This is a genomic window from Klebsiella oxytoca NBRC 105695 (assembly GCF_001598695.1).
In the GTDB taxonomy this organism is placed as follows: domain Bacteria; phylum Pseudomonadota; class Gammaproteobacteria; order Enterobacterales; family Enterobacteriaceae; genus Klebsiella; species Klebsiella oxytoca.
This window is the reverse complement of sequence record NZ_BCZK01000002.1, coordinates 302892-325843: the sequence shown is the minus strand read 5'-3', so window position 1 is coordinate 325843 and position 22952 is coordinate 302892. Positions and strand designations below refer to the sequence as shown.

The 22952-nt window shown below is 54.1% G+C and carries 23 protein-coding genes and 1 other annotated feature; of the genes, 10 read left to right on the top strand and 13 right to left on the bottom strand.

The features are described from left to right. Positions 1–231: 231 nt before the first annotated feature. The 6 genes from htpG to KO1_RS05125 form a co-directional block, all read right to left on the bottom strand. Entirely contained in the window at positions 232–2106 is a 1875-nt protein-coding gene (gene htpG, locus KO1_RS05150; protein ID WP_004099677.1) for a molecular chaperone HtpG, read from the bottom strand. Positions 2107–2217: 111 nt separating this feature from the next. Continuing rightward, positions 2218–2823: a recombination mediator RecR gene (recR, locus tag KO1_RS05145; RefSeq protein ID WP_004099675.1), complete on the bottom strand. Its 606-nt coding sequence runs from the start codon at positions 2821–2823 to the stop codon at positions 2218–2220. Continuing rightward, positions 2823–3155 (bottom strand): YbaB/EbfC family nucleoid-associated protein, encoded by a 333-nt coding sequence (locus KO1_RS05140; protein WP_004099673.1) that lies wholly within the window; start codon positions 3153–3155, stop codon positions 2823–2825. The genes recR and KO1_RS05140 overlap by 1 nt, the downstream gene beginning before the upstream one ends. Positions 3156–3212: 57 nt before the next feature. Beyond that, entirely contained in the window at positions 3213–5123 is a 1911-nt protein-coding gene (gene dnaX, locus KO1_RS05135) for a DNA polymerase III subunit gamma/tau (RefSeq protein ID WP_064406852.1), read from the bottom strand. Continuing rightward, positions 3816–3880: a sequence feature (DnaX frameshifting element), on the bottom strand. (Overlaps the previous gene by 65 nt.) Positions 5124–5215: 92 nt before the next feature. Then, positions 5216–5767, bottom strand: a complete 552-nt coding sequence (gene apt, locus KO1_RS05130) for an adenine phosphoribosyltransferase (protein WP_004099669.1) — start codon at positions 5765–5767, stop codon at positions 5216–5218. Positions 5768–5917: 150 nt separating this feature from the next. After that, complete coding sequence (locus KO1_RS05125; protein WP_004099668.1) at positions 5918–6295, bottom strand: DUF454 family protein; 378 nt, start codon at positions 6293–6295, stop codon at positions 5918–5920. 69 nt (positions 6296–6364) lie between these two features. Between KO1_RS05125 and priC the strand changes: the two genes are divergently transcribed. From priC to KO1_RS05115, 3 genes are all read left to right on the top strand, one after another. Then, positions 6365–6892 carry a primosomal replication protein N'' gene (gene priC / locus KO1_RS05120; RefSeq protein WP_023329380.1) on the top strand — a complete coding sequence of 176 codons (528 nt, stop codon included), beginning with the start codon at positions 6365–6367 and terminating at the stop codon, positions 6890–6892. 14 nt (positions 6893–6906) lie between these two features. Further along, positions 6907–7080 carry a pleiotropic regulatory protein RsmS gene (gene rsmS, locus KO1_RS26860; RefSeq protein WP_004099661.1) on the top strand — a complete coding sequence of 58 codons (174 nt, stop codon included), beginning with the start codon at positions 6907–6909 and terminating at the stop codon, positions 7078–7080. 65 nt (positions 7081–7145) lie between these two features. After that, positions 7146–7934, top strand: a complete 789-nt coding sequence (locus tag KO1_RS05115; protein ID WP_023329379.1) for an Rpn family recombination-promoting nuclease/putative transposase — start codon at positions 7146–7148, stop codon at positions 7932–7934. A gap of 35 nt (positions 7935–7969) precedes the next feature. Here the strand turns inward: KO1_RS05115 and mscK are convergent, their stop codons facing one another. Continuing rightward, positions 7970–11311 (bottom strand): mechanosensitive channel MscK, encoded by a 3342-nt coding sequence (gene mscK / locus KO1_RS05110; RefSeq protein ID WP_024273854.1) that lies wholly within the window; start codon positions 11309–11311, stop codon positions 7970–7972. A 130-nt stretch (positions 11312–11441) separates the two neighbouring features. Then, complete coding sequence (acrR, locus tag KO1_RS05105) at positions 11442–12092, bottom strand: multidrug efflux transporter transcriptional repressor AcrR (RefSeq protein ID WP_064406851.1); 651 nt, start codon at positions 12090–12092, stop codon at positions 11442–11444. 142 nt (positions 12093–12234) lie between these two features. Here acrR and acrA point away from each other — a divergent pair, with 142 nt between their 5' ends. The 5 genes from acrA (at position 12235) to maa (ending at position 18425) form a co-directional block, all read left to right on the top strand. Further along, positions 12235–13428 (top strand): multidrug efflux RND transporter periplasmic adaptor subunit AcrA, encoded by a 1194-nt coding sequence (acrA, locus tag KO1_RS05100; protein ID WP_004111040.1) that lies wholly within the window; start codon positions 12235–12237, stop codon positions 13426–13428. Positions 13429–13450: 22 nt separating this feature from the next. Next, positions 13451–16597: a multidrug efflux RND transporter permease subunit AcrB gene (gene acrB / locus KO1_RS05095; protein ID WP_004099650.1), complete on the top strand. Its 3147-nt coding sequence runs from the start codon at positions 13451–13453 to the stop codon at positions 16595–16597. 481 nt (positions 16598–17078) lie between these two features. Then, a complete protein-coding gene (gene tomB, locus KO1_RS05090) occupies positions 17079–17453 on the top strand; it encodes an Hha toxicity modulator TomB (protein WP_004099648.1) in 375 nt (124 codons plus the stop codon). Between the two features lie 26 nt (positions 17454–17479). Then, a complete protein-coding gene (gene hha, locus KO1_RS05085) occupies positions 17480–17698 on the top strand; it encodes a hemolysin expression-modulating protein Hha (RefSeq protein ID WP_004099646.1) in 219 nt (72 codons plus the stop codon). 160 nt (positions 17699–17858) lie between these two features. Next, entirely contained in the window at positions 17859–18425 is a 567-nt protein-coding gene (gene maa, locus KO1_RS05080) for a maltose O-acetyltransferase (protein ID WP_004099644.1), read from the top strand. Here maa and KO1_RS28690 read toward each other — a convergent pair. Beyond that, the gene (locus KO1_RS28690) at positions 18394–18531 is read right to left on the bottom strand and encodes a hypothetical protein (protein WP_224226720.1); all 138 of its coding nucleotides are present in this window, start codon (positions 18529–18531) and stop codon (positions 18394–18396) included. The genes maa and KO1_RS28690 overlap by 32 nt on opposite strands. A 30-nt stretch (positions 18532–18561) precedes the next feature. On the opposite strand from KO1_RS28690, the gene KO1_RS05075 reads away from it, so the two are divergent. Further along, complete coding sequence (locus KO1_RS05075) at positions 18562–19032, top strand: YlaC family protein (RefSeq protein WP_004111038.1); 471 nt, start codon at positions 18562–18564, stop codon at positions 19030–19032. Here the strand turns inward: KO1_RS05075 and pdxR are convergent. Continuing rightward, entirely contained in the window at positions 19007–20461 is a 1455-nt protein-coding gene (gene pdxR / locus KO1_RS05070; protein ID WP_024273853.1) for a MocR-like pyridoxine biosynthesis transcription factor PdxR, read from the bottom strand. The genes KO1_RS05075 and pdxR overlap by 26 nt on opposite strands. A 102-nt stretch (positions 20462–20563) precedes the next feature. Between pdxR and KO1_RS05065 the strand changes: the two genes are divergently transcribed. Beyond that, on the top strand, positions 20564–21262 hold the full coding sequence (locus KO1_RS05065; protein ID WP_004099639.1) for a GNAT family N-acetyltransferase: 699 nt from the start codon (positions 20564–20566) through the stop codon (positions 21260–21262). Here KO1_RS05065 and ykgO read toward each other — a convergent pair. The 3 genes from ykgO to KO1_RS05055 all read right to left on the bottom strand — a co-directional run bounded on the left by ykgO (position 21259) and on the right by KO1_RS05055 (position 22847). Beyond that, complete coding sequence (gene ykgO / locus KO1_RS26855; RefSeq protein ID WP_003859006.1) at positions 21259–21399, bottom strand: type B 50S ribosomal protein L36; 141 nt, start codon at positions 21397–21399, stop codon at positions 21259–21261. The genes KO1_RS05065 and ykgO overlap by 4 nt on opposite strands. Beyond that, entirely contained in the window at positions 21399–21662 is a 264-nt protein-coding gene (locus KO1_RS05060; protein ID WP_004099638.1) for a type B 50S ribosomal protein L31, read from the bottom strand. The genes ykgO and KO1_RS05060 overlap by 1 nt, the downstream gene beginning before the upstream one ends. A gap of 111 nt (positions 21663–21773) precedes the next feature. Further along, positions 21774–22847, bottom strand: coding sequence for a LacI family DNA-binding transcriptional regulator (locus KO1_RS05055; RefSeq protein WP_004099636.1), 1074 nt, complete (start codon positions 22845–22847; stop codon positions 21774–21776). Positions 22848–22952 lie beyond the last annotated feature (105 nt).

Below are 22952 nucleotides of genomic sequence, written 5' to 3'. Positions count from 1 at the left end.
TCAAGGAAGGCGGGGCGGCTGAAACGGTTAATGGTGAGATATTTTACGTAGAGTGCGTTTTGTTGCCCTCATTCCGCTCCTCTCCCGCAGGGCAAGGAAGAAAACACGCGCCGGAGCCAGCAGGGGAACAGGGAGAAGCAGGCTAAACGATGACAGCCTCCGCGCCAGCATGTCAATGCCGGGCAAGTCCCCTCTCCCCTGACAGGGAGAGGGTGAGGCTGAGGGGAAAGATTACGACGCCAGCAGCTGGTTCATGCGGCGAATAAACTGGTTCGGATCTTCCAGCGTACCGCGCTCGGCCAGCAGCGCCTGATCGAGAAGCAGCTCAACCCACTCGCCGAATTGCGCATCATCCTGAGTGTCCGCCGCGCGTTTTACCAGCGGATGCAGCGGGTTCAGTTCGAAGATGTACTTCACTTCCGGCGCGGCCTGGCCCGCAGCGGCAAACAGTTTCGCCATTTGGGTGCTCATTTCATCCGCGTCGGTGGTAACGATGGCCGGCGTATCGGTCAGACGATGGGTCAGGCGAACCTCTTTCACCCGGTCGCCGAGCAGCGTTTTGGCTCGCTCAACGAACGGCTCCAGCGCCTTCTCAGCTTCTTTTGTGGTTTCATCCACTTCGTCCGTCAGCTTATCCAGCGACTCATCGGCTTTCGCCACCGACTGGAACGGCTTACCGTCGAACTCGGTCAGATAGCTCATCATCCACTCGTCGATGCGATCGGAAAGCAGCAGCACTTCAATGCCTTTCTTACGCAGCAGTTCCAGATGCGGGCTGCTCTTCGCGGCGGCGTAGCTGTCGGCGGTAATGTAGTAAATCTTCTCCTGCCCTTCTTTCATGCGGGAGACGTACTCTTCCAGCGACACGGTCTGCGCGGCGGAATCGGTATGGGTACTGGCGAAACGCAGCAGTTTAGCAATGGTCTGCTGGTTAGCGTGATCTTCCGCCGGGCCTTCTTTCAGCACCAGGCCAAACTGCTGCCAGAAGGTCTGATATTTTTCCGCGTCGTCTTTCGCCAGTTTTTCCAGCATCTGCAGGGCGCGCTTGCTCAGCGCAGTGCGCAGATTGCGGGTCACGCTGCTGTCCTGAAGGATTTCACGCGACACATTCAGCGGCAGATCGTTGGAGTCGACCAGGCCGCGGACGAAGCGCAGGTAGTTCGGCATAAACTGCTCAGCGTCATCCATGATGAAAACGCGCTGTACGTACAGCTTCAGGCCGTGTTTATGGTCGCGATTCCACATATCCCATGGCGCCTGCGACGGGATATACAGCAGGCTGGTGTACTCCTGCTTGCCTTCAACGCGGTTGTGGCTCCAGGTCAGCGGATCGCTGTAGTCATGGGCAATATGCTTATAAAACTCGTTGTACTCGTCGTCTTTGATTTCCGACTTATTGCGCGTCCACAGCGCCTGGGCTTTGTTAATTTTCTCCCAGGTAATGACGGTTTCACCGTCCACTTCTTCGCGTTTTTCAATTTCCACCGGCAGCGCGATGTGATCGGAGTATTTGCTGATGATCGAACGCACGCGCCAGTCGTTGAGGAAATCATCCTCGCCTTCGCGCAGGTGCAGCGTGATCTCGGTACCGCGATCGGCTTTGTTAATGTCGGCAACGGTATATTCGCCTTCGCCGGCGGACTCCCAGAATACGCCATTTTCTGCGCTGTCTCCCGCCGCGCGGGTACGTACGGTGACTTTATCGGCGACAATAAACGCTGAATAGAAGCCCACGCCGAACTGGCCAATCAGCTGGCTGTCTTTCGCCTGGTCAGAGCCCATGGACTCAAGGAATGCTTTGGTGCCGGACTTGGCGATGGTGCCGAGATGGTCAATCACTTCATCGCGGTTCATACCAATGCCGTTATCGGCAATGGTCAGGGTGCGGTTGTCTTTATCAAATGAAACACGCACGCGCAGTTCGCCGTCGCCTTCATACAGATCCGGCTGGGACAGGGCGCGGAAGCGCAGCTTGTCGGCCGCATCGGAGGCGTTGGAAATCAGCTCACGCAGGAAAATTTCTTTGTTGGAATAAAGAGAATGGATCATCAGGTGCAGAAGCTGCTTAACCTCTGACTGAAAACCACGAGTTTCTTGTCCTTTCATCTAAATCAACCTCAACAATGCCATTGTTAATGGTAAAAAAACCGTTGAGGGTGAGATGGGGACAGAGGAAGACGTTTTCAAGCGGAGGCCCCGAAAAGCGCCTCCGTTTGATTAAAAACGAATCTTATGCCGTCCGGCAAGAGAGTGTGACAGCGTTGTGCCGTCAACCATTTCCAGCTCGCCGCCGACCGGTACGCCATGAGCGATACGGCTCGCCTCTACGCCATACTGCGCGCAAAGCTCGGCGATATAGTTCGCGGTCGCCTCCCCTTCAACCGTTGGGTTGGTTGCGAGGATCACTTCCTGCATCGATTCGTCACGCAGACGCTGCTCCAGGCGATCGAGCCCAATGTCATCCGGCCCGATGCCGTCAAGCGGCGACAGATGGCCCATCAGCACAAAATAACGACCGGAAAACTGCCCGGTCTGCTCGATAGCGTAGATATCCGCTGGGCTCTCTACCACGCAGATCTGGCCGTTTTCCTTCCGCCGAGGGTTGCTGCAAATATTGCATACCTCCTGCTCGGTGAATGTGCGGCAATCGGCGCAGTGGCCGATTTCCGACATCGCGCGCGTCAGCGCTTGCGCCAGGCGCATCCCGCCGCTGCGATCGCGCTGCAGCAGGGTAAACGCCATGCGCTGCGCCGACTTCGGGCCGACGCCCGGCAGGCAGCGCAGTGCTTCCATAAGCTGCGTTAACAGCGGACTGGTTTGCATCAGAACGGCATCTTAAAGCCTGGCGGCAGCTGCATACCGGCGGACACAGACGCCATTTTTTCTTTCTGCGTCTCTTCGATGCGGCGGGCGGCATCGTTAAACGCAGCGGCCACCAGATCTTCCAGCATCTCTTTGTCGTCTTCCAGCAGGCTCGGGTCGATCTCAACGCGGCGGCAGTTATGCGCACCGTTGATGGTGACTTTGACCAGGCCTGCGCCGGATTCACCGGTCACTTCCAGTCGAGCGACTTCTTCCTGCATCTGCTGCATTTTTTCTTGCATCTGCTGGGCCTGCTTCATCAGGTTACCCAGACCGCCTTTTCCACCAAACATAGGCTTCTCTCTCAGTAGGTCATCGTTAAGGATGCTGACCGCAAGTCAGACTTGCAATCAAATGGGGCGAATACTCTCTTCATCCAGGTCCGCATCGAAAAATCGACGCAGCGTCTGAATGTTATTATCCGCAATAATCGCTTCACGCGCCTGCGCGAGCTTTTCTTCATAAATTGCCTGCCGCCACTCAAGCGGCGTGCGCATCGCGGGATTATCATCTTCCACGATGGTCAATTCAACCGGCGTACCGTACAAAATACCGAGCGCTTCCGCCAGCTTTTGCTGCGCGCCCGCCGAATTCAGGTGCCGCTGGTTCGGGCGAAGATGCAGGCAGACGCGGTTGCCCTCCTGCTCTTTCCAGGCATTGAGGGCGACCTGCTCCACCAGCTTTGGCACCGCAAGCCGGCTGACTTCCGCCGCCCAGCTATCGCGCTCGACCGCTTCAATAGCCAGTTTTGCCGCCAGTTCCGGCGTTTTTTCATGCTCCAGCGCTTTTTTCAGCGCCTTCGGCGTCGCCACTTCTTCTTTCACGGTTTCAACAACCGTCGTCGATTTCCAGCGATAAGCTTCTTTTTTCGCCGGCGCTTTTTCCAGCGCAGCAGCAGCCGGACGCGCCTGTACGCGTTCAGTAATCGAACTCAGTCGTTCCAGCGCAGCGTTATTCACCGGCCGCGCGCGGGAAGCGGCTGCCGGTTCACTCTTTTTTGGGGTGGGCGCTCCCTGGCTGCGCTGCAGTTGGCTGCGTGCCGCCAGCACCTGGCTGGTGGTCTGCGGCAAATTCTGCGGCGGCGGCGGCGGTGGAGCGGATGCCGGGGCGGACTGCTGTGCAGGGGCGGCCTGAATAGCCTGCGCCGGCGGCGCCTCCGGTTCCGGCAGCGGCATACGCGGATGGAACGCCAGCGCACGCAGAAGCGTCATCTCAACGCCCATCCGGCGATCCGGCGCGTATGGAAGCTCTTTACGGCCAATTAATAACGTTTGATAGTACAGCTGAACATCGGTAGGCGGCACCGTCCGCGCCAGCTCGCGCATGCGTAGCTCTATCGCGGCCATATCCGCCCCCAGCGCCGACGGCGACAGCTGAACCATTGCAATGCGGTGCAACAGGCTCTGCATTTCCACCAGCAAAGCCTCCCACTCCACGCCGCGAGCGGCAGCTTCATTGACGCCGGCCATGACGCGTTCGCCATCGGCGGCCACCAGCGCTTCAATCAGCGAGAGCGCCTGATCGTCGTCAAGCGTACCGAGCATGGTGCTAACGGATTCAGCCGTCAGACGGCCGTCGCCGCTGGCGATAGCCTGATCGGTCAGGCTTAATGCATCGCGCAGGCTGCCATCCGCCGCGCGCGACAGCAGCTGCAGCGCGCGCGGTTCGAAAGCGATCTGCTCGACGCCGAGGATATGCTCAAGCTGATGGCGAATCTGTTCGACATCCAGCGCCTTAAGATGGAACTGCAGGCAGCGGGAAAGAATGGTCACCGGCAGCTTCTGCGGATCGGTGGTCGCCAGCAGAAATTTTACGTGCGCCGGCGGCTCCTCCAGCGTTTTTAACAACGCGTTGAAGCTGTGGCGCGAAAGCATATGGACTTCATCGATCAGATAGACCTTGAAGCGACCGCGGGCCGGCGCGTACTGCACGTTATCCAGCAGATCGCGGGTATCTTCGACTTTGGTGCGCGAAGCGGCATCGATCTCTATCAGATCGACAAAGCGCCCCTGTTCTATTTCACGGCAGTTATCGCAGACGCCGCATGGCGTGGCGGTAATACCGGTTTCACAGTTTAATCCTTTTGCCAGCAGGCGTGCGATAGAGGTTTTACCCACGCCGCGGGTGCCGGAAAAGAGATAGGCATGATGAATGCGCCCTAACGACAAGCCGTTCGCCAGTGCGGTCAGCACATGTTCCTGGCCGACGACGTCAGCAAAGGTTTGTGGGCGCCATTTACGGGCTAAGACCTGATAACTCATGGGCTGGCTCTGAAACGCTGGAAGGTGAAATCACGAGGGGGTCATGCTATCACAGCCCCGCTCAATCAGCGAGGCTATGTGGAGGGATTTGCTTAGTGACCCGGGAAAGGGACCAGGCTATAGCAGTTAATTCCCAGTTTTTCCAGACGCTGCTCGCCGCCCAGATCGAACAGATTGATAATAAAAGCCGCATCGTGCACTTCACCGCCCAGGCGACGGATAAGCTTCACGGTGGCGTCGATGGTGCCGCCGGTTGCCAGCAGATCGTCAACCACCAGGACTTTATCGCCTTCTTTGATCGCATCGACATGGATTTCCAGCTGATCGGTGCCGTACTCAAGCTCGTAGCTTTCTGCGATGGTCTCACGCGGCAGCTTACGCGGCTTGCGTACCGGAACAAAGCCTACGCCCAGCGCCAGCGCAACCGGTGCGCCAAACAAGAAGCCACGCGCTTCGGTGCCCACCACTTTGGTAATACCCGCGTCTTTATAACGCTCGGCCAGCAGTTCAATGCTGAGCGCATAGGCCTTCGGGTCTTCCAGCAAGCTGGTGACATCACGGAAAAGGATGCCAGGTTTCGGATAGTCCTGGATGCTTTGGATGCTGTTCTTCAGATATTCAAGCTGCTGTGCTGTTGCGGTCATAAGTGTATGCCTGATTAAAACGGTATTACTCACGGGCATGCCAAATGGGCCAAAGAAACATTTGTTTAACCTTTGACCAGGCTTACCCGCGCTCGAAAACGCCAGAATTTACTGGCTGTCAGCGACAATTGCAACCATCATTATTGCGCATCAGTGCTTTTGTTGCTTTGCATCAACCACCGGAATGCGCCACATAAATATCAGCAGACAGGCCAGAATGATCAGCAGCAAGATGCGCACCCAAGTAAGATTAACCAGCCACAGGGAAATAGCAAAGGTCAGCAAAATCATCGCTATCGCGCGCGGCTTCGCTCCCGGCGGCATGGCGCGGTATTTCTGCCAGTGACGCAGGTAACCGCCAAACCATGAGCGGTACAAAAGCCAGTGGTGAAAACGCGGCGACGAGCGCGCAAAGCACCAGGCGGCAAGCAGGATAAAAGGCGTCGTCGGCAGTAGCGGTAAAAATACGCCCAGCGTTCCCAGCGCTACCGCCAGCCAGCCAATGATGATCAAAATAATACGTGGCATAATGCGAATCGTTATCAAGAAGATAACGCTAATGTAGCACAGTTGCTTATCAGGGGATGGAGGAGTTATTTGAAAACCACCCGGCTTTTACATTCGTTGGAAAATCAGCTTGCGGAGCTGGCCGTCCGGGTAGCGCCAATGGCGAATCACGCGACCCTCAGCCCGCGTTTCGATCGCCAGCTGTTTCGGACCCGCAGCACGCAGATGCAGGCTTATCTCAATGAGGCCAGCGATCGTTTAACGGAGTTAAAGCTGGCGGTCGAACGCCAGCAGCTCCCCCAGGTTGCCTGGCTGGCGGAACATCTTGTGGCCCAAATCGCCGCCATTAGCCGGGAAACGGCCACCTGGTCGTTACGCGCCTGGGATAGCGCTTCGCCGACGCTTAGCCGCTGGCAGCGCCGGCGTATCCAGCATCAGGAATATGAGCGGCGTCTGCTGGCCATGCGCAACGATCGCCAAAGACAGCTGGCGCAAGTCACATCTCTTGATGAACAGCAGCGGCTGGCAAAAGAAGTTGACGCCTACGCCGCACGCCTTGCCCGCTGTCGCGACGCGCTGGAAAAAATTGAAAACAGGCTGGCCCGATTAACACGTTAAGTGGAGGAAGAAAGATGTCGCTGGAAAATGCGCCTGACGAGGTCAAGCTGGCCGTCGATTTAATCATGCTGCTTGAGGAAAATAATGTCCCTGCGCAAACCGTGCTAGCTGCGCTGGAGATTATCCGTCGCGATTATGAAAACAAAGTAAAAAGTGCGGAAGAGGCCTCGCAAAACGCGCCGGAGTAGCCTGTTGCCGGATCGTTGGGGGTGGCAGAGTCATCGCCTGCCCTTACCAAAACGGATAAATGCTCATGGAAAGATTCTCACGTACGCCGCACGATGCCATTTTTCGTCAAATGTTGACTCAGAAAGAGGTCGCCCGCGATTTTTTACAGCTTTACCTCCCGGCGCAGTTTTTAAGTATCTGCGATCTTAGTACGCTGCAGCTGGCTTCAGGCAGTTTTATCGAAGAAGACCTGCGCTCCAGCTACTCAGATATACTTTACTCTCTGCAAACGCGGCACGGCGCCGGATATATCTATGCGCTGATTGAACATCAAAGCTCTCCGGACAAGTTCATGGCTTTTCGCCTGATGCGCTATACGCTCGTAGCCATACAGCGTCACCTTGATGCTGGCCACGATACGTTGCCCCTTGTGGTCCCCATTCTGTTTTATCACGGCGCCGTCAGTCCCTGGCCGCATACGCTCAACTGGCATCATCTCTTTAACCATCCTGAGCTTGCCAGCGCGCTGTACGGCGGTGATTTTCCACTGATGGACCTGACCGTTATGCCAGATAATCAATTCATCCTCCACCAGCGTATGGCGATGCTGGAACTGTTGCAAAAGCATATCCGCCAGCGCGATCTGGCCGAATTGCAACCGATACTGGTTGCGCTGCTGGCGATTGCCGAATGGCTGGAAGAGAAAGGTCGTAAAAAAGGGAGAAGAGAAGGCAGACTGGAGAGTCGACAGAAAGGCCGTAAAGAAATCTCGCACAGCATTGCGCTGAAAATGCTCGCCAGCGGGCAGGATCCTAAGATGGTGATGGAGCTGACGGGTCTGAGCCAGGAAGAACTCTCCTCGCTCAGCCATTAAAATCTGCGGGGCGGGTATTTACCGCCCCGCCATGCTTAGCTCATCGCCGGAGTGGCATCGTCGCCTTTATCCCGCTTCACCTCGGTGACTTCATCGCCCTTCTCATTGCGAAGATGAACCTCCAGCTGGTTAAAGGCGATATCAATATTGTTCTCACGACACAAACGATCGATCGCCCGGTTAAGCTCATCCACTGCATAGCTGCGATCGCGAAGTTCGCGCACGTATAGTCGTAGTTCATGATCGAGCGTACTGGCGCCGAAAGTGGTAAAGAAAACCGACGGCGCGGGCTCCTGCATCACTTTCGGATGCTCGTGCGCAGCCTTAAGCAGCACTTCTTTAACCTTATCCAGGTCAGAACCGTACGCTACGCCAAGGCGGATGACAACGCGGGTGACGGTATCGGAGAGCGACCAGTTAATCAGACGCTCAGTCACGAAGGCCTTATTGGGGATAATCACCTCTTTACGGTCAAAATCGGTGATGGTCGTGGCGCGAATGCGGATTTTGCTGACGGTGCCGGAGAAGGTGCCAATGGTCACCGTATCGCCAATGCGCACCGGGCGCTCAAAGAGAATAATCAGACCGGAAACAAAGTTACCGAATATTTCCTGTAAGCCGAAACCTAAACCAACCGACAACGCCGCTGCCAGCCACTGTAGTTTATCCCATGAGACGCCCAGAGCGCCAAATACCGTCATCGCGCCAATAACGATAATGGCGTAATTAAGGATTGTCGTAATGGCATAAGACGCCCCCTGGCGCATATTTAGTCGGGACAGCACCAGCACTTCCAGCAGTCCCGGCAGGTTGCGAATTAACGCCCAGGCAACCATCGAAGCGACAATCGCGAACAGCAGGCTCCCCATGGTAACGCTTTTCACGGCGCTGACCCCGGCTTCGGTACCGTTGTAATGCCACAGCGTAATACTATCGAGATAGGCGAAGACGGTGATGAGATCCGACCAAATCGCCCAGAACAGGACCGCAAACAGCGCGATCATCACCAGCATCGTAATACGCAGCGTTTGCTGGTTAACCTGCTCCAGAGCAATTGTCGGTTCTTCCTGCGGCTCGGCTCCTTCAGCCCCCTCTTTAACCAGATGCTGACGACGCGCCAGCGCGCGGCGCCAGGCAATACGCCGCGCGGCCACGCTCAGGCCGCGCAGCACGGTCTGATACAACAGGTTCCACAGCATCACCAGATAAACGGTTTCAATCCAGCGGCCGGCCAGACGCAGCGTCGTATAGAAATAGCCGGTTGCCGTCAGCACCATCAGGGCGATGGGAACGATCGATAGCACGGTAACGGTGATAAGGCGCAGGCTGTGAGATTCTTTATCACGCCAGCTTTCGCGGCACATCGGCAAGACAAGCACCGCGATCAGCAACAGGTTGAGGAAAATAACGAACTGCCCGAGAACGTCATCCATCAGGTGCAGCGGCGACAGTTCCGACATCACCGACCAGAAGTTGAGCGGCAGCAGCGCAAGGCTCACGCGAACAATCTGCCGCCGCCAGTGGCTGGTCAGCTGTGACGGCATATTAAAGTGGCTCACCGCCACGCCGTCTTTTTCCAGCACTTTCCAGCACAGGCCAAACACCAGCCAGAATAGCGCCAGCTTCTTGCTATAGGCCCACAGAAGGTCGCTAATATTCAGCTGCATCGTCAGCAGAATCAGACCGACGGCGAGTATGACCAGCACCACCGGCAGCGCCCGAATCAGATCGATAAGAATCGCTTTCGGCGTGTGGAGCTGCGTATCGTTGCGCAGTTGCCCCACCTGCGACGCCAGCTTAGCCTGATACGCTTTCAGCCAGTTCAGACGCCAGCGAATCAGACCGGCAATCAGCAGCAGCGGCAGGCCGGCCAGAAAAGCGATAAATACCGCAGGCCAGGCCTTTTCCCAGTTTACGGTGATTTTCATCGCCTTAAACTGTCCTTTCAGCGCCTCCGGGAAGGCTTTAAACCACTCCCAGTCCATCGGGCGGTTGCTATTTACCCAGAAAATCTGCTGCGTCAGGATGGCTTTCAGGTTGGTTGACACGCTCATTAGCTGCTGCTGATTGATTTGCAGGTTAATCGCCATCATCAGCTGGTTGCCGAGCTGTTTATTAAACTGATCGAGCAGTTCCCGGCGCATATCAACAATCTCAAGAAGCGCATCATGCACTTCGGGATTCACCTCGCTGCTATGCCCCTCCTCCAGCTTCGCGACATACGCATCGCTCTGGAATAGCGCATCGCGCTGCTGGTTGACCTCGAACTGCTCAAGGCGCAGGTCGGCGATGCGGTTGGTCATGTCGCTTAGCTCCTCCGCAGAGGGCAGCGTTTGCTGTTGCTGATAAAGGATACGCGACAGCAGCAGGCTGCCTTTCAGCACGGAAATCTGCTCTTTAATATCGCGCTCGGATTGCAGAGCACGATCGAGCCAGGTCTTCACTTTGATGTTGCGCTGAACCAGCTGATTACCCGTTTCCGTTGCCGAAATGAGCCTTTCGCTCAACTGGTGATTAATGTCCAGCTCCTGCTTGACCAGCGGGTTTGCCTGAATACGGGCCGTTTCGTCCGGAGAAACCGCTTCCTGAGCCGTCTTTTCCGTCAGCGTCAGGCGCTTGCTATTCACCGCTTCCTGCAACAGCTGAAGCTGATGCTCCAGTCGATTGCTGTAAGCGGTGATGTAGTCACGCTGCTTTTGCAGGGTATCCTGCAGCACCGTGTTGCCTTCCAGGCTTTTACGCTGTTGATCTATCTGTGCATTCAGCAAGGCCTGCTGCGCCAGCAGCAAATTCTGCTGGGTAGGACGTAGCGCCTCTTCGCCCGTAGTCGTGCCATTCAGACGATTACGGATCTGCTGCAGCTGCTGAGAGGCGGAATACATCGCATTCTGCACGCGTTCCGGCTGCGTCTGTAGCGAAACAAGCTGACTATTATAAGTCGCCAGATCGTTTTGCGCGTTTTGCAAATCGTCCAGAGTCTGAGAGACGCGCGATTCCAGCTGGCGCAGCGACAAGGTGCTCAGCGTTTTACGCGTCGCCTCGTCGTTGGGGACATCGCTTAGCGCGTTCAGGCTATCGATAGCCTGATTCATTTTCGCAGGCGCCTGAGCGACCTGCTGGTGCAGCTGCGTCGTTTCCGACTTTATGCGCTCAATTTTATCGAGCGTTTCCAGCGTCTGAGTCAGGTCCTGCTGAACCAGCTTGTCCTGGGGAGTCAAATCTTTTTGCTTGTTCAGGGTCGTGAGCTGGCTCTGGACCTCGGAGCGTTCAGGTAAATCAGCCGCCAGCGCCGAATTAACGCTAATACAGCCGATAAAAAGCATCAGGGTAAGAACTACAGCAGAGAGGGCATTTCGCCAACGGATAGTATGCAGCATAGTGTTAACATGAGTGATTGCAAAAGCCGGAGAATACCGGGGGTCGTCGCAGCGCGAAGAATAGCACTTCTGTTATCACTAAAATAGCGGCGGACAGCAGGAATCATTCCTCTGGTGTCCGCTAGCCGGGTTAAGCGTCCAGTCCTTCAGAACTGCGCAGAGAGGGGCAAAATTGATACATTTCCAGCAGGACTTCGACATAATCCCGCGCTTCTTTTTGCAGATCAAAGGCGTTCGGCGCCAAAAGCCAGTTCTCCATCAGGCCGGAAAGATAGCTGCGCATGAGGATCGCCGCCCGGCGGGTTAATAAATTGGCGGGTAGCATCTTCGCGACAATGCTCTCCTTTAATGTTTGTTCGATACGGTCGTAGCTCTCAAGGCAAAGAATGCGCTGCGCTTCTTGCAGCGTGACCATCTCACCGACGAATTCACATTTATGAAAGATGATTTCCATCATCAGCCGTCTGCGTTTTTCTGTCACAGTGGCTTCAAGGATATACACTAAGATCTCTCGCACAACTGACAGTGGATCGTTGGGGAATTTTGCCCGATACTCAACTTCGAGATCGTTAATATTGGCTTCTGACAGTACCCATATTTCATTAAATAAGTCCGATTTATTTTTGAAATGCCAATAGATAGCCCCCCTCGTCACACCGGCAGCTTTTGCAATTGCGGCCAGCGAGGTGGATGATACGCCTTGCTGCGAAAACAAACGCAGAGCAACATCCAGAATATGTTGCCGGGTCTCAAGCGCCTGTTGTTTGGTTTTTCGTGCCATAGGTCGATGAGTTTACAGAGGTTACGTTTACATACATTTGTGAATGTATGTACCATAGCATGACCATAATAGAAACACAGCAGTGGGTTTGTGGTCGATTGAGCCACTGAACAATTTGAAATTGGACACTCGAGGTTTACATATGAACAAAAACAGAGGGTTAACGCCTCTGGCGGTCGTTCTGATGCTCTCAGGCAGCTTAGCGCTAACAGGATGTGACGACAAACCGGCTCAGCAAGGAGCCCAGCAAATGCCGGAAGTCGGTATTGTGACGCTCAAATCCGCTCCTCTACAAATTACTACTGAACTGCCGGGCCGTACCAGCGCCTATCGCGTTGCGGAAGTTCGTCCTCAGGTCAGTGGCATTATTTTGAAACGTAACTTCACCGAAGGCAGCGATATCCAGGCTGGCGTGTCTCTTTATCAAATCGATCCGGCAACCTATCAAGCCACCTATGAAAGCGCGAAAGGCGATTTAGCAAAAGCGCAGGCTGCCGCCAATATGGATCAGCTGACGGTTAAACGTTACCAGAAACTGTTAGGCACTAAGTACATTAGCCAACAGGATTACGATACTGCCGTAGCCACGGCTCAGCAGAGCAACGCTGCCGTCGTCGCCGCTAAAGCCGCGGTTGAAACCGCGCGCATCAATCTGGCCTACACTAAGGTGACCTCCCCGATCAGCGGCCGCATTGGTAAATCCGCGGTCACGGAAGGCGCGCTGGTGCAGAACGGCCAGACTACTGCCCTGGCGACCGTGCAACAGCTTGATCCTATCTACGTGGATGTGACTCAATCGAGCAACGATTTTCTGCGTCTGAAACAAGAGCTGGCTAACGGCAAACTGCAGCAGGAGAACGGTAAAGCGAAGGTTGAACTGGTCACTAACGACGGTTTGAAATATCCGCAGAACGGTACGCTGGAGTTCTCCGACGTTACCGTTGATCAGACTACCGGTTCTATCACGCTGCGCGCGATTTTCCCGAACCCGGATCACACTCTGCTGCCCGGCATGTTCGTTCGCGCGCGCCTGGAAGAAGGCGTAAATCCTGATGCGATTCTGGTTCCGCAGCAGGGCGTAACCCGTACCCCGCGCGGCGATGCCAGCGCGATGGTTGTCGGCGAAGGCGATAAAGTCGAAGTTCGCCAGATTACCGCCACTCAGGCGATTGGCGATAAATGGCTGGTCACCGAAGGGCTGAAAACTGGCGATCGCGTCATTATTAGCGGTCTGCAGAAAGTCAAACCAGGCGTACAGGTAAAAGCGCAGGAAGTCGTTTCTGATGAAAAACAGCAAGCCGCAGGCAACGCTCAGTCAGAACAAACCAAGTCTTAACTTAAACAGGAGCCGTTAAGACATGCCTAATTTCTTTATCGATCGCCCCATCTTTGCCTGGGTGATCGCCATCATCATTATGCTGGCTGGGGGGCTCTCGATCCTCAAGTTGCCAATAGCGCAATATCCGACGATTGCGCCGCCGGCAATTTCCATCACGGCCATGTACCCCGGTGCCGACGCAGAAACCGTGCAGAACACCGTGACTCAGGTTATCGAACAGAACATGAACGGTATCGATCACCTGATGTACATGTCTTCAAATGGCGACTCCACCGGTACAGCAACCATCACTCTGACCTTTGAATCCGGTACCGATCCGGATATTGCTCAGGTACAGGTTCAAAACAAACTGGCGCTGGCGACACCGCTGCTGCCGCAGGAAGTACAGCAGCAGGGTATTAGCGTTGAAAAGGCATCCAGCAGCTTCCTGATGGTTGTCGGCGTTATTAATACTAACGGCACCATGAATCAGGATGACATTTCTGACTATGTTGCCGCCAACATGAAAGATGCGATTAGCCGAACCAGCGGCGTTGGTGACGTGCAGTTGTTTGGTTCCCAGTACGCTATGCGTATCTGGATGGACCCAAACAAACTTAATAACTTCCAGTTGACGCCAGTTGACGTTATCAGCGCCCTGAAAGCGCAGAACGCCCAGGTTGCAGCAGGACAGTTAGGCGGTACGCCCCCGGTGAAAGGCCAGCAGCTGAATGCCTCCATCGTGGCGCAGACTCGTCTGACCAATACTGAAGAGTTTGGCAACATTCTGCTGAAGGTTAACCAGGATGGCTCCCAGGTTCGTCTGCGCGATGTCGCGCGCATTGAGCTGGGTGGTGAAAACTATGACGTTATCGCGAAGTTTAACGGTCAGCCAGCTTCTGGTCTGGGTATTAAACTGGCGACCGGCGCGAACGCGCTGGATACCGCAAACGCCATTCGCGCCGAACTGAAGAAAATGGAGCCTTTCTTCCCTTCTGGCCTGAAGATTGTTTATCCGTATGACACCACTCCATTCGTGCAGATCTCCATTCACGAAGTGGTAAAAACGCTGGTTGAAGCCATCATCCTGGTGTTCCTGGTAATGTATCTGTTCCTGCAGAACTTCCGCGCCACCTTGATTCCGACGATTGCCGTGCCGGTCGTACTGCTGGGGACGTTCGCCATCCTCGCGCTGTTCGGTTTCTCGATAAACACGCTCACCATGTTTGGTATGGTGCTCGCCATAGGCTTGCTTGTGGATGACGCCATCGTGGTGGTGGAAAACGTCGAACGTGTAATGGCAGAGGAAGGGCTACCGCCGAAGGAAGCCACGCGTAAATCGATGGGCCAGATTCAGGGCGCGCTGGTAGGCATCGCGATGGTGCTTTCTGCGGTGTTTATCCCGATGGCCTTCTTTGGTGGTTCCACCGGTGCGATTTACCGCCAGTTCTCGATCACCATCGTCTCCGCGATGGCGCTGTCGGTGCTGGTCGCTCTGATTCTCACCCCGGCGCTTTGCGCCACGATGCTGAAGCCAATCCAAAAAGGCAGCCATGGCGCAACCACTGGCTTCTTCGGTTGGTTTAACCGCATGTTTGATAAGAGCACGCATCACTATACCGACAGCGTAGGCAACATCCTGCGTAGTACCGGTCGCTATCTGGTGCTGTACCTGATCATCGTTGTGGGAATGGCCTGGCTGTTCGTTCGTCTGCCAAGTTCGTTCCTGCCAGACGAAGACCAGGGCGTATTCCTGAGCATGGCCCAGCTCCCTGCAGGCGCAACTCAGGAGCGTACACAGAAAGTACTGGATGAGATGACCAATTACTATCTCACCAAAGAGAAAGATAACGTTGAATCGGTATTCGCCGTAAACGGTTTTGGTTTCGCTGGTCGTGGACAAAACACCGGTATCGCGTTCGTCTCTCTGAAGGACTGGAGCCAGCGTCCAGGCGAAGAGAACAAAGTTGAGGCGATTACCGGCCGCGCGATGGGCTATTTCTCGCAGATCAAAGATGCAATGGTCTTCGCCTTTAACCTGCCGGCAATTGTTGAACTCGGTACCGCAACGGGCTTTGACTTCCAGCTGATCGACCAGGCTGGCCTGGGCCATGAAAAACTGACCCAGGCACGTAACCAGCTTTTTGGAATGGTTGCGCAGCACCCTGACGTATTGAGCGGGGTTCGTCCAAACGGCCTGGAAGATACTCCGCAGTTCAAAGTGGATATCGATCAGGAAAAAGCGCAGGCGCTTGGCGTGTCTATCAGCGACATCAACACGACGCTTGGCGCGGCATGGGGTGGTAGCTACGTCAACGACTTCATTGACCGTGGCCGCGTGAAGAAAGTGTATATCATGTCCGAAGCGAAATACCGCATGCTGCCGGAAGACATTGGCAACTGGTACGTACGCGGTAGCGATGGACAGATGGTACCGTTCTCCGCCTTCTCAACCTCGCGCTGGGAATACGGCTCGCCGCGTCTGGAGCGCTACAACGGTCTGCCATCGATGGAAATCCTCGGCCAGGCGACACCGGGTAAGAGTACCGGTGAAGCGATGAACCTGATGGAAGAGCTGGCGGGTAAACTGCCTGCCGGTATCGGCTATGACTGGACGGGTATGTCATATCAGGAACGTTTGTCAGGTAACCAGGCGCCAGCGCTGTACGCTATCTCGCTGATCGTCGTCTTCCTGTGTCTGGCGGCGCTGTACGAGAGCTGGTCAATTCCATTCTCGGTCATGCTGGTCGTTCCGCTCGGTGTTGTGGGGGCGCTGCTGGCTGCCACCTTCCGAGGATTGACTAACGACGTTTACTTCCAGGTTGGTCTGTTGACCACTATCGGCCTGTCGGCGAAGAACGCGATACTGATCGTTGAATTCGCCAAAGACCTGATGGATAAAGAAGGCAAAGGCCTGATTGAGGCAACGCTTGAAGCCGTTCGTATGCGTCTGCGTCCGATTCTGATGACCTCCCTGGCGTTTATCCTCGGCGTAATGCCGCTGGTTATCAGCTCCGGCGCAGGCTCCGGCGCGCAGAATGCCGTAGGTACTGGCGTAATGGGCGGGATGATTACCGCGACGGTTCTGGCGATTTTCTTCGTGCCGGTATTCTTCGTGGTCGTGCGTCGCCGCTTCAGTAGGAAAAATGAGGATATTGAGCACAGCCATCCGGTTGAGCATCATTAATCTCTCCATTAAGGGCCGCATTCGCGGCCCTTTCACTTTGTCTCACTTTAAAACGCACGGATTGTGATTGTTTATTTTATAACCTGAGATATAATATTTAATGATGATTACCGCTGCTTATCTATGACCTTTTTTCACTGACTTTACTCCCTCAACTCCACACTAAGAATATTCTCAATCACTGACATTATGTATGGTTGTATCAACGTATCAGCTAAACGCACGGGCTAACCCGATGATATATAAGGTCAGTCTTCGATTTTTCCGTTGTAGTTAAAGGCACGATATAATAAAGACCGAGGCATTTAAGATAAATTGACCGCGTTAATTGTAATTTTTCGTAATAGCACGATGAAATCTTTTTAAGAGTGGATTATAGTTAAAGAGCAAGATTACAATGTATGTGTCAGGTCTGTTAGTCGTGTTCATCCCACAACGGTGTCGATAGTCGTCGTTAAACCACTAAAAAGGGGGATGCGTTATGGACGAATACTCGCCAAAAAGACATGATATTGCGCAGCTTAAATTTCTCTGCGAAACCCTGTATCATGACTGTCTTGCAAACCTGGAAGAGAGCAACCATGGCTGGGTTAATGACCCAACCTCTGCTGTCAATCTTCAGCTTAATGAATTGATCGAGCACATTGCCGCGTTCGCACTTAATTATAAAATTAAGTATGCTGAGGATAATAAGCTGGTGACTCAGCTTGACGAATATCTGGATGACACTTTCGTGTTGTTCAGCAACTACGGCATTAACACTGCAGATCTGCAGAAATGGCGTAAATCAGGCAACAGGTTATTCCGCTGCTTTGTGAACGCCAGTCGGGAAAACCCGGCCAGTCTTTCTTGTTAATATTATTACAATCAAAAGGTGAATTTATGTCTGATAAAACATTAACCAAAATAGACTATTTGATGCGCTTACGACGTTGTCAGACAATTGATACGCTGGAGCGCGTAATTGAAAAAAATAAATATGAACTTTCTGATAATGAACTGGCGGTATTTTACTCAGCAGCCGATCATCGTCTTGCTGAACTGACGATGAATAAACTGTATGACAAGATCCCGCCATCGGTCTGGAAATTCATCCGCTAATTATTTCAAATGAAAGCCCGAACTCTTGTGCCGAAAACGCCCTTCCCTCATGCTGCTAATAAATGCGACACCGGTCACAGAAGCTGTTTCCGTACCTATATGAAACCGGTTTCTTTTTTATACTGTGGCGGCCTACAATGAGGAAATAAGGGAAGCCTCCATGAGTGAAGAAAAACAAAAAATGATTGCCGGTGAACTGTATGTGTCAGGTGACGCTGAGCTAAAGGCCGACCGTCTACTGGCCAGACAACTGTTGCATCGTTACAATCATTCAGCGCCTGAAGAGCGTGAATTAAGAAAAGCATTACTGACGGAACTGCTAGGCCACGCAGGCGACGCTTATATCGAACCCACTTTTCGCTGCGATTACGGCTACAATATCTTCCTCGGGAAAAATTTCTACGCCAACTTTGATTGCGTGATGCTGGATGTGTGTCCGATACATATTGGCGAAAACTGCATGCTGGCGCCGGGTGTGCATATTTATACCGCAACGCATCCCCTTGACCCTGTTGAACGAAATAGCGGTAAAGAGTACGGAAAACCCGTCACTATTGGCCACAATGTATGGATTGGCGGCCGGGCCGTAATTAATCCTGGCGTGACTATCGGCGACAATGCCATCGTGGCTTCCGGTTCCGTAGTGGTGAAAAATGTGCCAGCCAACGCCGTCGTCGGCGGAAACCCGGCTCAAATCATAAAAATGGTGGAGAGCGAAAAACGGTAACTGTTATGCTTTTCCGCAACCAATCTGTTACTTTTCCCACGGATTTACGCAACATAAAATAGCCTTCAGGCTGAGCCCAACGCGCATCTGTTCGTCGCGTCTGCATAGGGGCTCATGGCAGAATTTGGGGAATAAAATGACAGAAATACAGCGGCTGCTGAAAAGCACCATTGATGAGCTTAATGTGCAAGAGAAGCGCGATAACCGTCCGCGCTTTAGCATAAGCTTTATTCGCAACCATCCATGGCTTTTTGTCGCGATGTATGCGGCTTTCCTGGCAACACTCATCGTGATGCTGCGTTCTGAAACGCTGGTAGATTCGGTCTGGCTATTAATCGTACTATTTGTTCTGCTGAACGGCTTCTTTTTCTTTGACGTTTACCCGCGCTATCGCTATGAAGACATTGATGTTCTGGACTTCCGCGTTTGTTATAACGGGGAGTGGTACAACACTCGATTTGTTCCCGGTCAGCTCATCGACCGAATCCTGCAGTCGCCGCGCGTCGATGGCGAGCAGAAAGCTCAGTTGCAAAAAATGATCGCCACCAAAGGCGAACTCTCATTTTACGATGTCTTTTCCCTTACCCGCATCGGTGCTGCGCAATAAGGCGATCCAGCGTCCGTATCGCAGAAGGAAAGCGTGATGCGGACGTATTACCGTAGCCCAGAACAAAGCCGCTTCTCGCCTTTTTTTCATTCAGATAAAAACGGCTTAATGCGCCGGGCGCGAGCTGAAACCGCCGGGCCTGCTGCACAATAGCTTCATCATCAACGTCTTCGACGACGACAGTCAGGTGTAACCCCCCCTCGCCGCCTGATATTTCATAAGGGTGAGTAAGCTCTGCCGCCAGCGTTTCCCGCAGCTGCTGCTGGCGTTTGCGATACAAGCGGCGCATAGCGGCAAGATGACGCGCGTAGTGCCCCTCTTCGATAAACAGCGCCAGCGCCCGCTGTTCAGCACGATGACCGCCGCGTAACAGTGAACCAATCGCGCCTCTTGCGGCATCCGCCAGCCCCTCCGGCATCACCATAAAGCCAATACGCAGCGCGGGAAAAAGCGTTTTGCTGAATGTCCCCAGATAAACTACCGGCGCCTGCCTGACCATTCCCAGCATGGCGGGAATCGGTTCGCCGCTATAACGAAATTCACTATCGTAATCATCCTCGATAAGCCAGGCATCATGACGGCGGGCATATTCCAGTAAAGCCAGTCGCCGCCCGGCGCTCATCACCGAACCGCAGGGGTATTGATGGGACGGTGAAGTAAAGATTAATCGCGGTGCTGCGCTATCATCATCGGTATCGAACCGCATACCCTCTCGATCGACGGGTATACCCTTGATGTGAAGCCCGGCTTTAAGAAACATGCTTTTTGCCCCTAAATAGCCGGGTTCTTCCACCCATGCCGTCTCCCCGGCAACGCTCAGCAGATGCGTACATAAATCAACGGCTTCCAGCGCTCCTTCCGTAATCACAATTTGCCCGGCTTCGCAGCGAATGCCCCGGGAGAGCGCCAGATGACGGGCAATCGCTTTGCGCAATGCAAGTTCCCCCTGCGCATCGCCGTAGCCCAGCAATGCGCTTCTCTCCTCGCGCAATACCCGGTCAAGGAGTCGACGCCAGATAGCAAGAGGAAAGTAGTTAACCGCAGGCATTCCCGGCGTAAAGAGCAGCGTGGGCGAATCACGACGCGTGGCGGCGGGTAATCCCTGAAGGTACTCAGGGAGCACAATCACGCGCGCCGCAACCTCCTCTTCACCCTGCGACTTCAAAAGCGCGGCGTATGTCCCCTGGCGGCTACGCAGCAGATACCCCTCCATCGCCAGCTGCTCCAGCGCGCCGTTGACGGTATTGCGCGATAGCTTCAGACGCTGCGCTATAGCCCGTGAACCTGGCAGGCGGCTACCGCCCGCCAGCGTACCTTGCAAAATGGCCGCTCGCAGACGGAGATAGAGCGTGCGCTGCAGGGTTTCACGCCCTCTGTCGCACAGCGCCTGCTCCAACAGAGTAAAAAAAGCATCATCAGGAATATTCATTTTGGCTCCTCGTGGTACTACGAAAATATACTCTTATGGCCCTTTTTTATGGAACCAATAAGCGCTTAATCTCACAGCATTCGTCCATAGAAGGAAATCCTGATGAGCCATCTTAATCAATACGATCAGCCCGTTGGCACCGCCCTGCCCGACTGGCAGCCCTGTCCACATCCTGAAAGGGTGAACCTGCAGGGCCGCTTTTGTCGGCTAGAGCCTTTGCGCTCCACGCATGCCGGCGCGCTGTTTGACGCCCACCGCTTAGCCCCGGATACCCGAAGCTGGACATGGCTGCTGCGCGAACCGGACAGCAGCGTAGAGGAGTACCGCGCATGGATTGAGAGCGTTTCCGGGCAGAACGACCCCATTCACTTCGCGGTGATCGATAAGCAAACAGACCAGCCCGTGGGCTCACTGGCGCTGATGAGAATTGACGCTAACAACGGCGTTGTTGAAGTCGGCCACGTTCACTTCTCGCCTTTACTGAGCCGGACTGCAATGGCCACCGAGGCCCACTGGCTGCTGATGGATTACGTCTTTGATACGCTCGGCTATCGGCGCTACGAGTGGAAATGTAACAGTCTCAACGAACCGTCACGCCGGGCGGCGCTGCGGTTGGGATTTCAGTATGAGGGGCAATTTCGTCAGGCGCTGGTGATAAAGGGCCACAACCGCGATACCGACTGGTTTTCCATTATTGATTCCGAGTGGCCACAGATAGACAGGGCAATGCAGCAATGGCTGGCCGCCGACAACTTCAGCGCCGACGGCCAGCAGTTACGTACGCTGGGGAGCTTTCGTTAACGTCTTTTCTTGCGTCCCTGCACGGCTTTAAAGCGGGGATTGCTTTTGCAAATCACGTATAGCCGCCCCTTGCGCTTCACGATCTGGCAATCCGGGTGGCGTTGTTTCGCGCTACGCAATGAGTTTAGCACCTGCATTATTTGTCCCTCTTCGCATCAATAAAGCCGCCAAAGCGCTGACGGAAACGCGCGGTACTACCTTCATTGTTGAAGGCCTTCTGCTTACCGGTGTAATACGGATGCGATTTGGACGATACATCAAGCGTCACGTAGGGGTACGTCTCGCCCTCCAGTTCGATCTCACGCTCGGTTCTGATAGTAGAACCGACCTTGAAGTATTCGTTGGCGCTGGTATCGTGAAAAACCACCGTACGATAATGCGGATGAATATTGGGTTTCATAGCGACCTCAATCATTATGTTATAACATAACAATACCGTACACCGTGTAAAGACAAAGATCAACCCTGAGAATGAGAAGGATGAAAGGGCGGCGAGAGCGCCCTTTGCAGATTAAGGACTTAGCTGATGCGCCAGAGCCCGGAGTTGCTCAGCAATAGACTGCAGATTTTTGCCAGGCTCCGTTTTTGGCCCGGTAGAATGGCGTACAACCAGACGAGCCGGAAGGATAGAAGACGTATGTGATGTTTCGTTATCGCCGCTGTCGAGAATGCGCCGAACGGCCTCCTTCCCTTGCAGATCAAGATCCAGCGAAACCGTGGTTAGCGCCGGGTAGAAGAACGAACTCTCATAAGTGTCATCATAACCAATAACCGACTTTTCTCCCGGAATCGGTACCTGGTGCTGGTGAAATGCGCTCAGTACGCCCAATGCCATCTGATCGTTACCTACCAAAACGGCGGTAAAGTTTGGCGTCTCCCGCAGCATTTGCAGCGCGCCAGCGTAGCCGCTTTGCGCGTCCCAGTTGCCGCGAATCACCGTTACCGGCTCCAGCCCGTAACCCTCCAGGGTTTCTATCCAGCTTTTCAAACGCAGTTTGGCCGATACCGAACTTTCAGGGCCGGCCAGCAACGCGATTTCCCGATGGCCCATCTCATAGAGATACTTGACGCTGGCCCGTGTACCGTCCGCCGGATTAAACGAAACGTTAAACACCGAGCTGTAGGGGTCGACATCTAAAAAAAGACAGACGATGTCATCGTTATCAGCGGCTATTTTTTGGGCCTGTTCAGTCTCCAGCGGCACGTTGATGATGACCTTATCCACCAGTTGAGACTTCAGTTCATTAATAGAGTCCTGGATACTTTGGTTGACGCTCTCATCAATCATGGAGATGAGCACCTGATAACCTTCCACGTTCGCATAGCGTTTTACCGCCGCAGCCACCTGGGATGGGGCATGCAATGCAAGGGAAATTGTGACCAGGCCCACGGTACGACTTTGCTTACCTACCAGCTGTTGCGCCAGGCGGTTCGGGACATAGCGCAGCTCCTCAATGGATTTCTCCACCTTGCTGCGCGTGGCTTTGGATACATTAGCAGATTTGTTCAGTACCCTGGACACGGTCTGATAGGAGACGCCCGCATGGCGTGCAACGTCTTCTAAGGTCGCGCTTTTAGACTTCATGGTCCGGTTCCTTGTGTTGTTATCCCTGAATTGTAACAGGGGCAATGTGAAAAAACGCTCATTGCCGTATTCCTCCTCCAACCATAGCCATAAAAAGTATTACGC

What these genes read in the sequence shown, in the direction of transcription:
- recR (WP_004099675.1), bottom strand. Translation starts at nt 2,823, where the DNA reads ATGCAAACCAGTCCGCTGTTAACGCAGCTTATGGAAGCACTGCGCTGC.
- acrA (WP_004111040.1), top strand. Translation starts at nt 12,235, where the DNA reads ATGAACAAAAACAGAGGGTTAACGCCTCTGGCGGTCGTTCTGATGCTC.
- dnaX (WP_064406852.1), bottom strand. Translation starts at nt 5,123, where the DNA reads ATGAGTTATCAGGTCTTAGCCCGTAAATGGCGCCCACAAACCTTTGCT.
- KO1_RS05055 (WP_004099636.1), bottom strand. Translation starts at nt 22,847, where the DNA reads ATGAAGTCTAAAAGCGCGACCTTAGAAGACGTTGCACGCCATGCGGGC.
- maa (WP_004099644.1), top strand. Translation starts at nt 17,859, where the DNA reads ATGAGTGAAGAAAAACAAAAAATGATTGCCGGTGAACTGTATGTGTCA.
- KO1_RS05140 (WP_004099673.1), bottom strand. Translation starts at nt 3,155, where the DNA reads ATGTTTGGTGGAAAAGGCGGTCTGGGTAACCTGATGAAGCAGGCCCAG.
- apt (WP_004099669.1), bottom strand. Translation starts at nt 5,767, where the DNA reads ATGACCGCAACAGCACAGCAGCTTGAATATCTGAAGAACAGCATCCAA.
- acrB (WP_004099650.1), top strand. Translation starts at nt 13,451, where the DNA reads ATGCCTAATTTCTTTATCGATCGCCCCATCTTTGCCTGGGTGATCGCC.
- KO1_RS05060 (WP_004099638.1), bottom strand. Translation starts at nt 21,662, where the DNA reads ATGAAACCCAATATTCATCCGCATTATCGTACGGTGGTTTTTCACGAT.
- mscK (WP_024273854.1), bottom strand. Translation starts at nt 11,311, where the DNA reads ATGCTGCATACTATCCGTTGGCGAAATGCCCTCTCTGCTGTAGTTCTT.
- ykgO (WP_003859006.1), bottom strand. Translation starts at nt 21,399, where the DNA reads ATGCAGGTGCTAAACTCATTGCGTAGCGCGAAACAACGCCACCCGGAT.
- hha (WP_004099646.1), top strand. Translation starts at nt 17,480, where the DNA reads ATGTCTGATAAAACATTAACCAAAATAGACTATTTGATGCGCTTACGA.
- acrR (WP_064406851.1), bottom strand. Translation starts at nt 12,092, where the DNA reads ATGGCACGAAAAACCAAACAACAGGCGCTTGAGACCCGGCAACATATT.
- KO1_RS05125 (WP_004099668.1), bottom strand. Translation starts at nt 6,295, where the DNA reads ATGCCACGTATTATTTTGATCATCATTGGCTGGCTGGCGGTAGCGCTG.
- KO1_RS05115 (WP_023329379.1), top strand. Translation starts at nt 7,146, where the DNA reads ATGGAAAGATTCTCACGTACGCCGCACGATGCCATTTTTCGTCAAATG.
- KO1_RS05065 (WP_004099639.1), top strand. Translation starts at nt 20,564, where the DNA reads ATGAGCCATCTTAATCAATACGATCAGCCCGTTGGCACCGCCCTGCCC.
- pdxR (WP_024273853.1), bottom strand. Translation starts at nt 20,461, where the DNA reads ATGAATATTCCTGATGATGCTTTTTTTACTCTGTTGGAGCAGGCGCTG.
- htpG (WP_004099677.1), bottom strand. Translation starts at nt 2,106, where the DNA reads ATGAAAGGACAAGAAACTCGTGGTTTTCAGTCAGAGGTTAAGCAGCTT.
- KO1_RS28690 (WP_224226720.1), bottom strand. Translation starts at nt 18,531, where the DNA reads ATGCAGACGCGACGAACAGATGCGCGTTGGGCTCAGCCTGAAGGCTAT.
- tomB (WP_004099648.1), top strand. Translation starts at nt 17,079, where the DNA reads ATGGACGAATACTCGCCAAAAAGACATGATATTGCGCAGCTTAAATTT.
- KO1_RS05075 (WP_004111038.1), top strand. Translation starts at nt 18,562, where the DNA reads ATGACAGAAATACAGCGGCTGCTGAAAAGCACCATTGATGAGCTTAAT.
- rsmS (WP_004099661.1), top strand. Translation starts at nt 6,907, where the DNA reads ATGTCGCTGGAAAATGCGCCTGACGAGGTCAAGCTGGCCGTCGATTTA.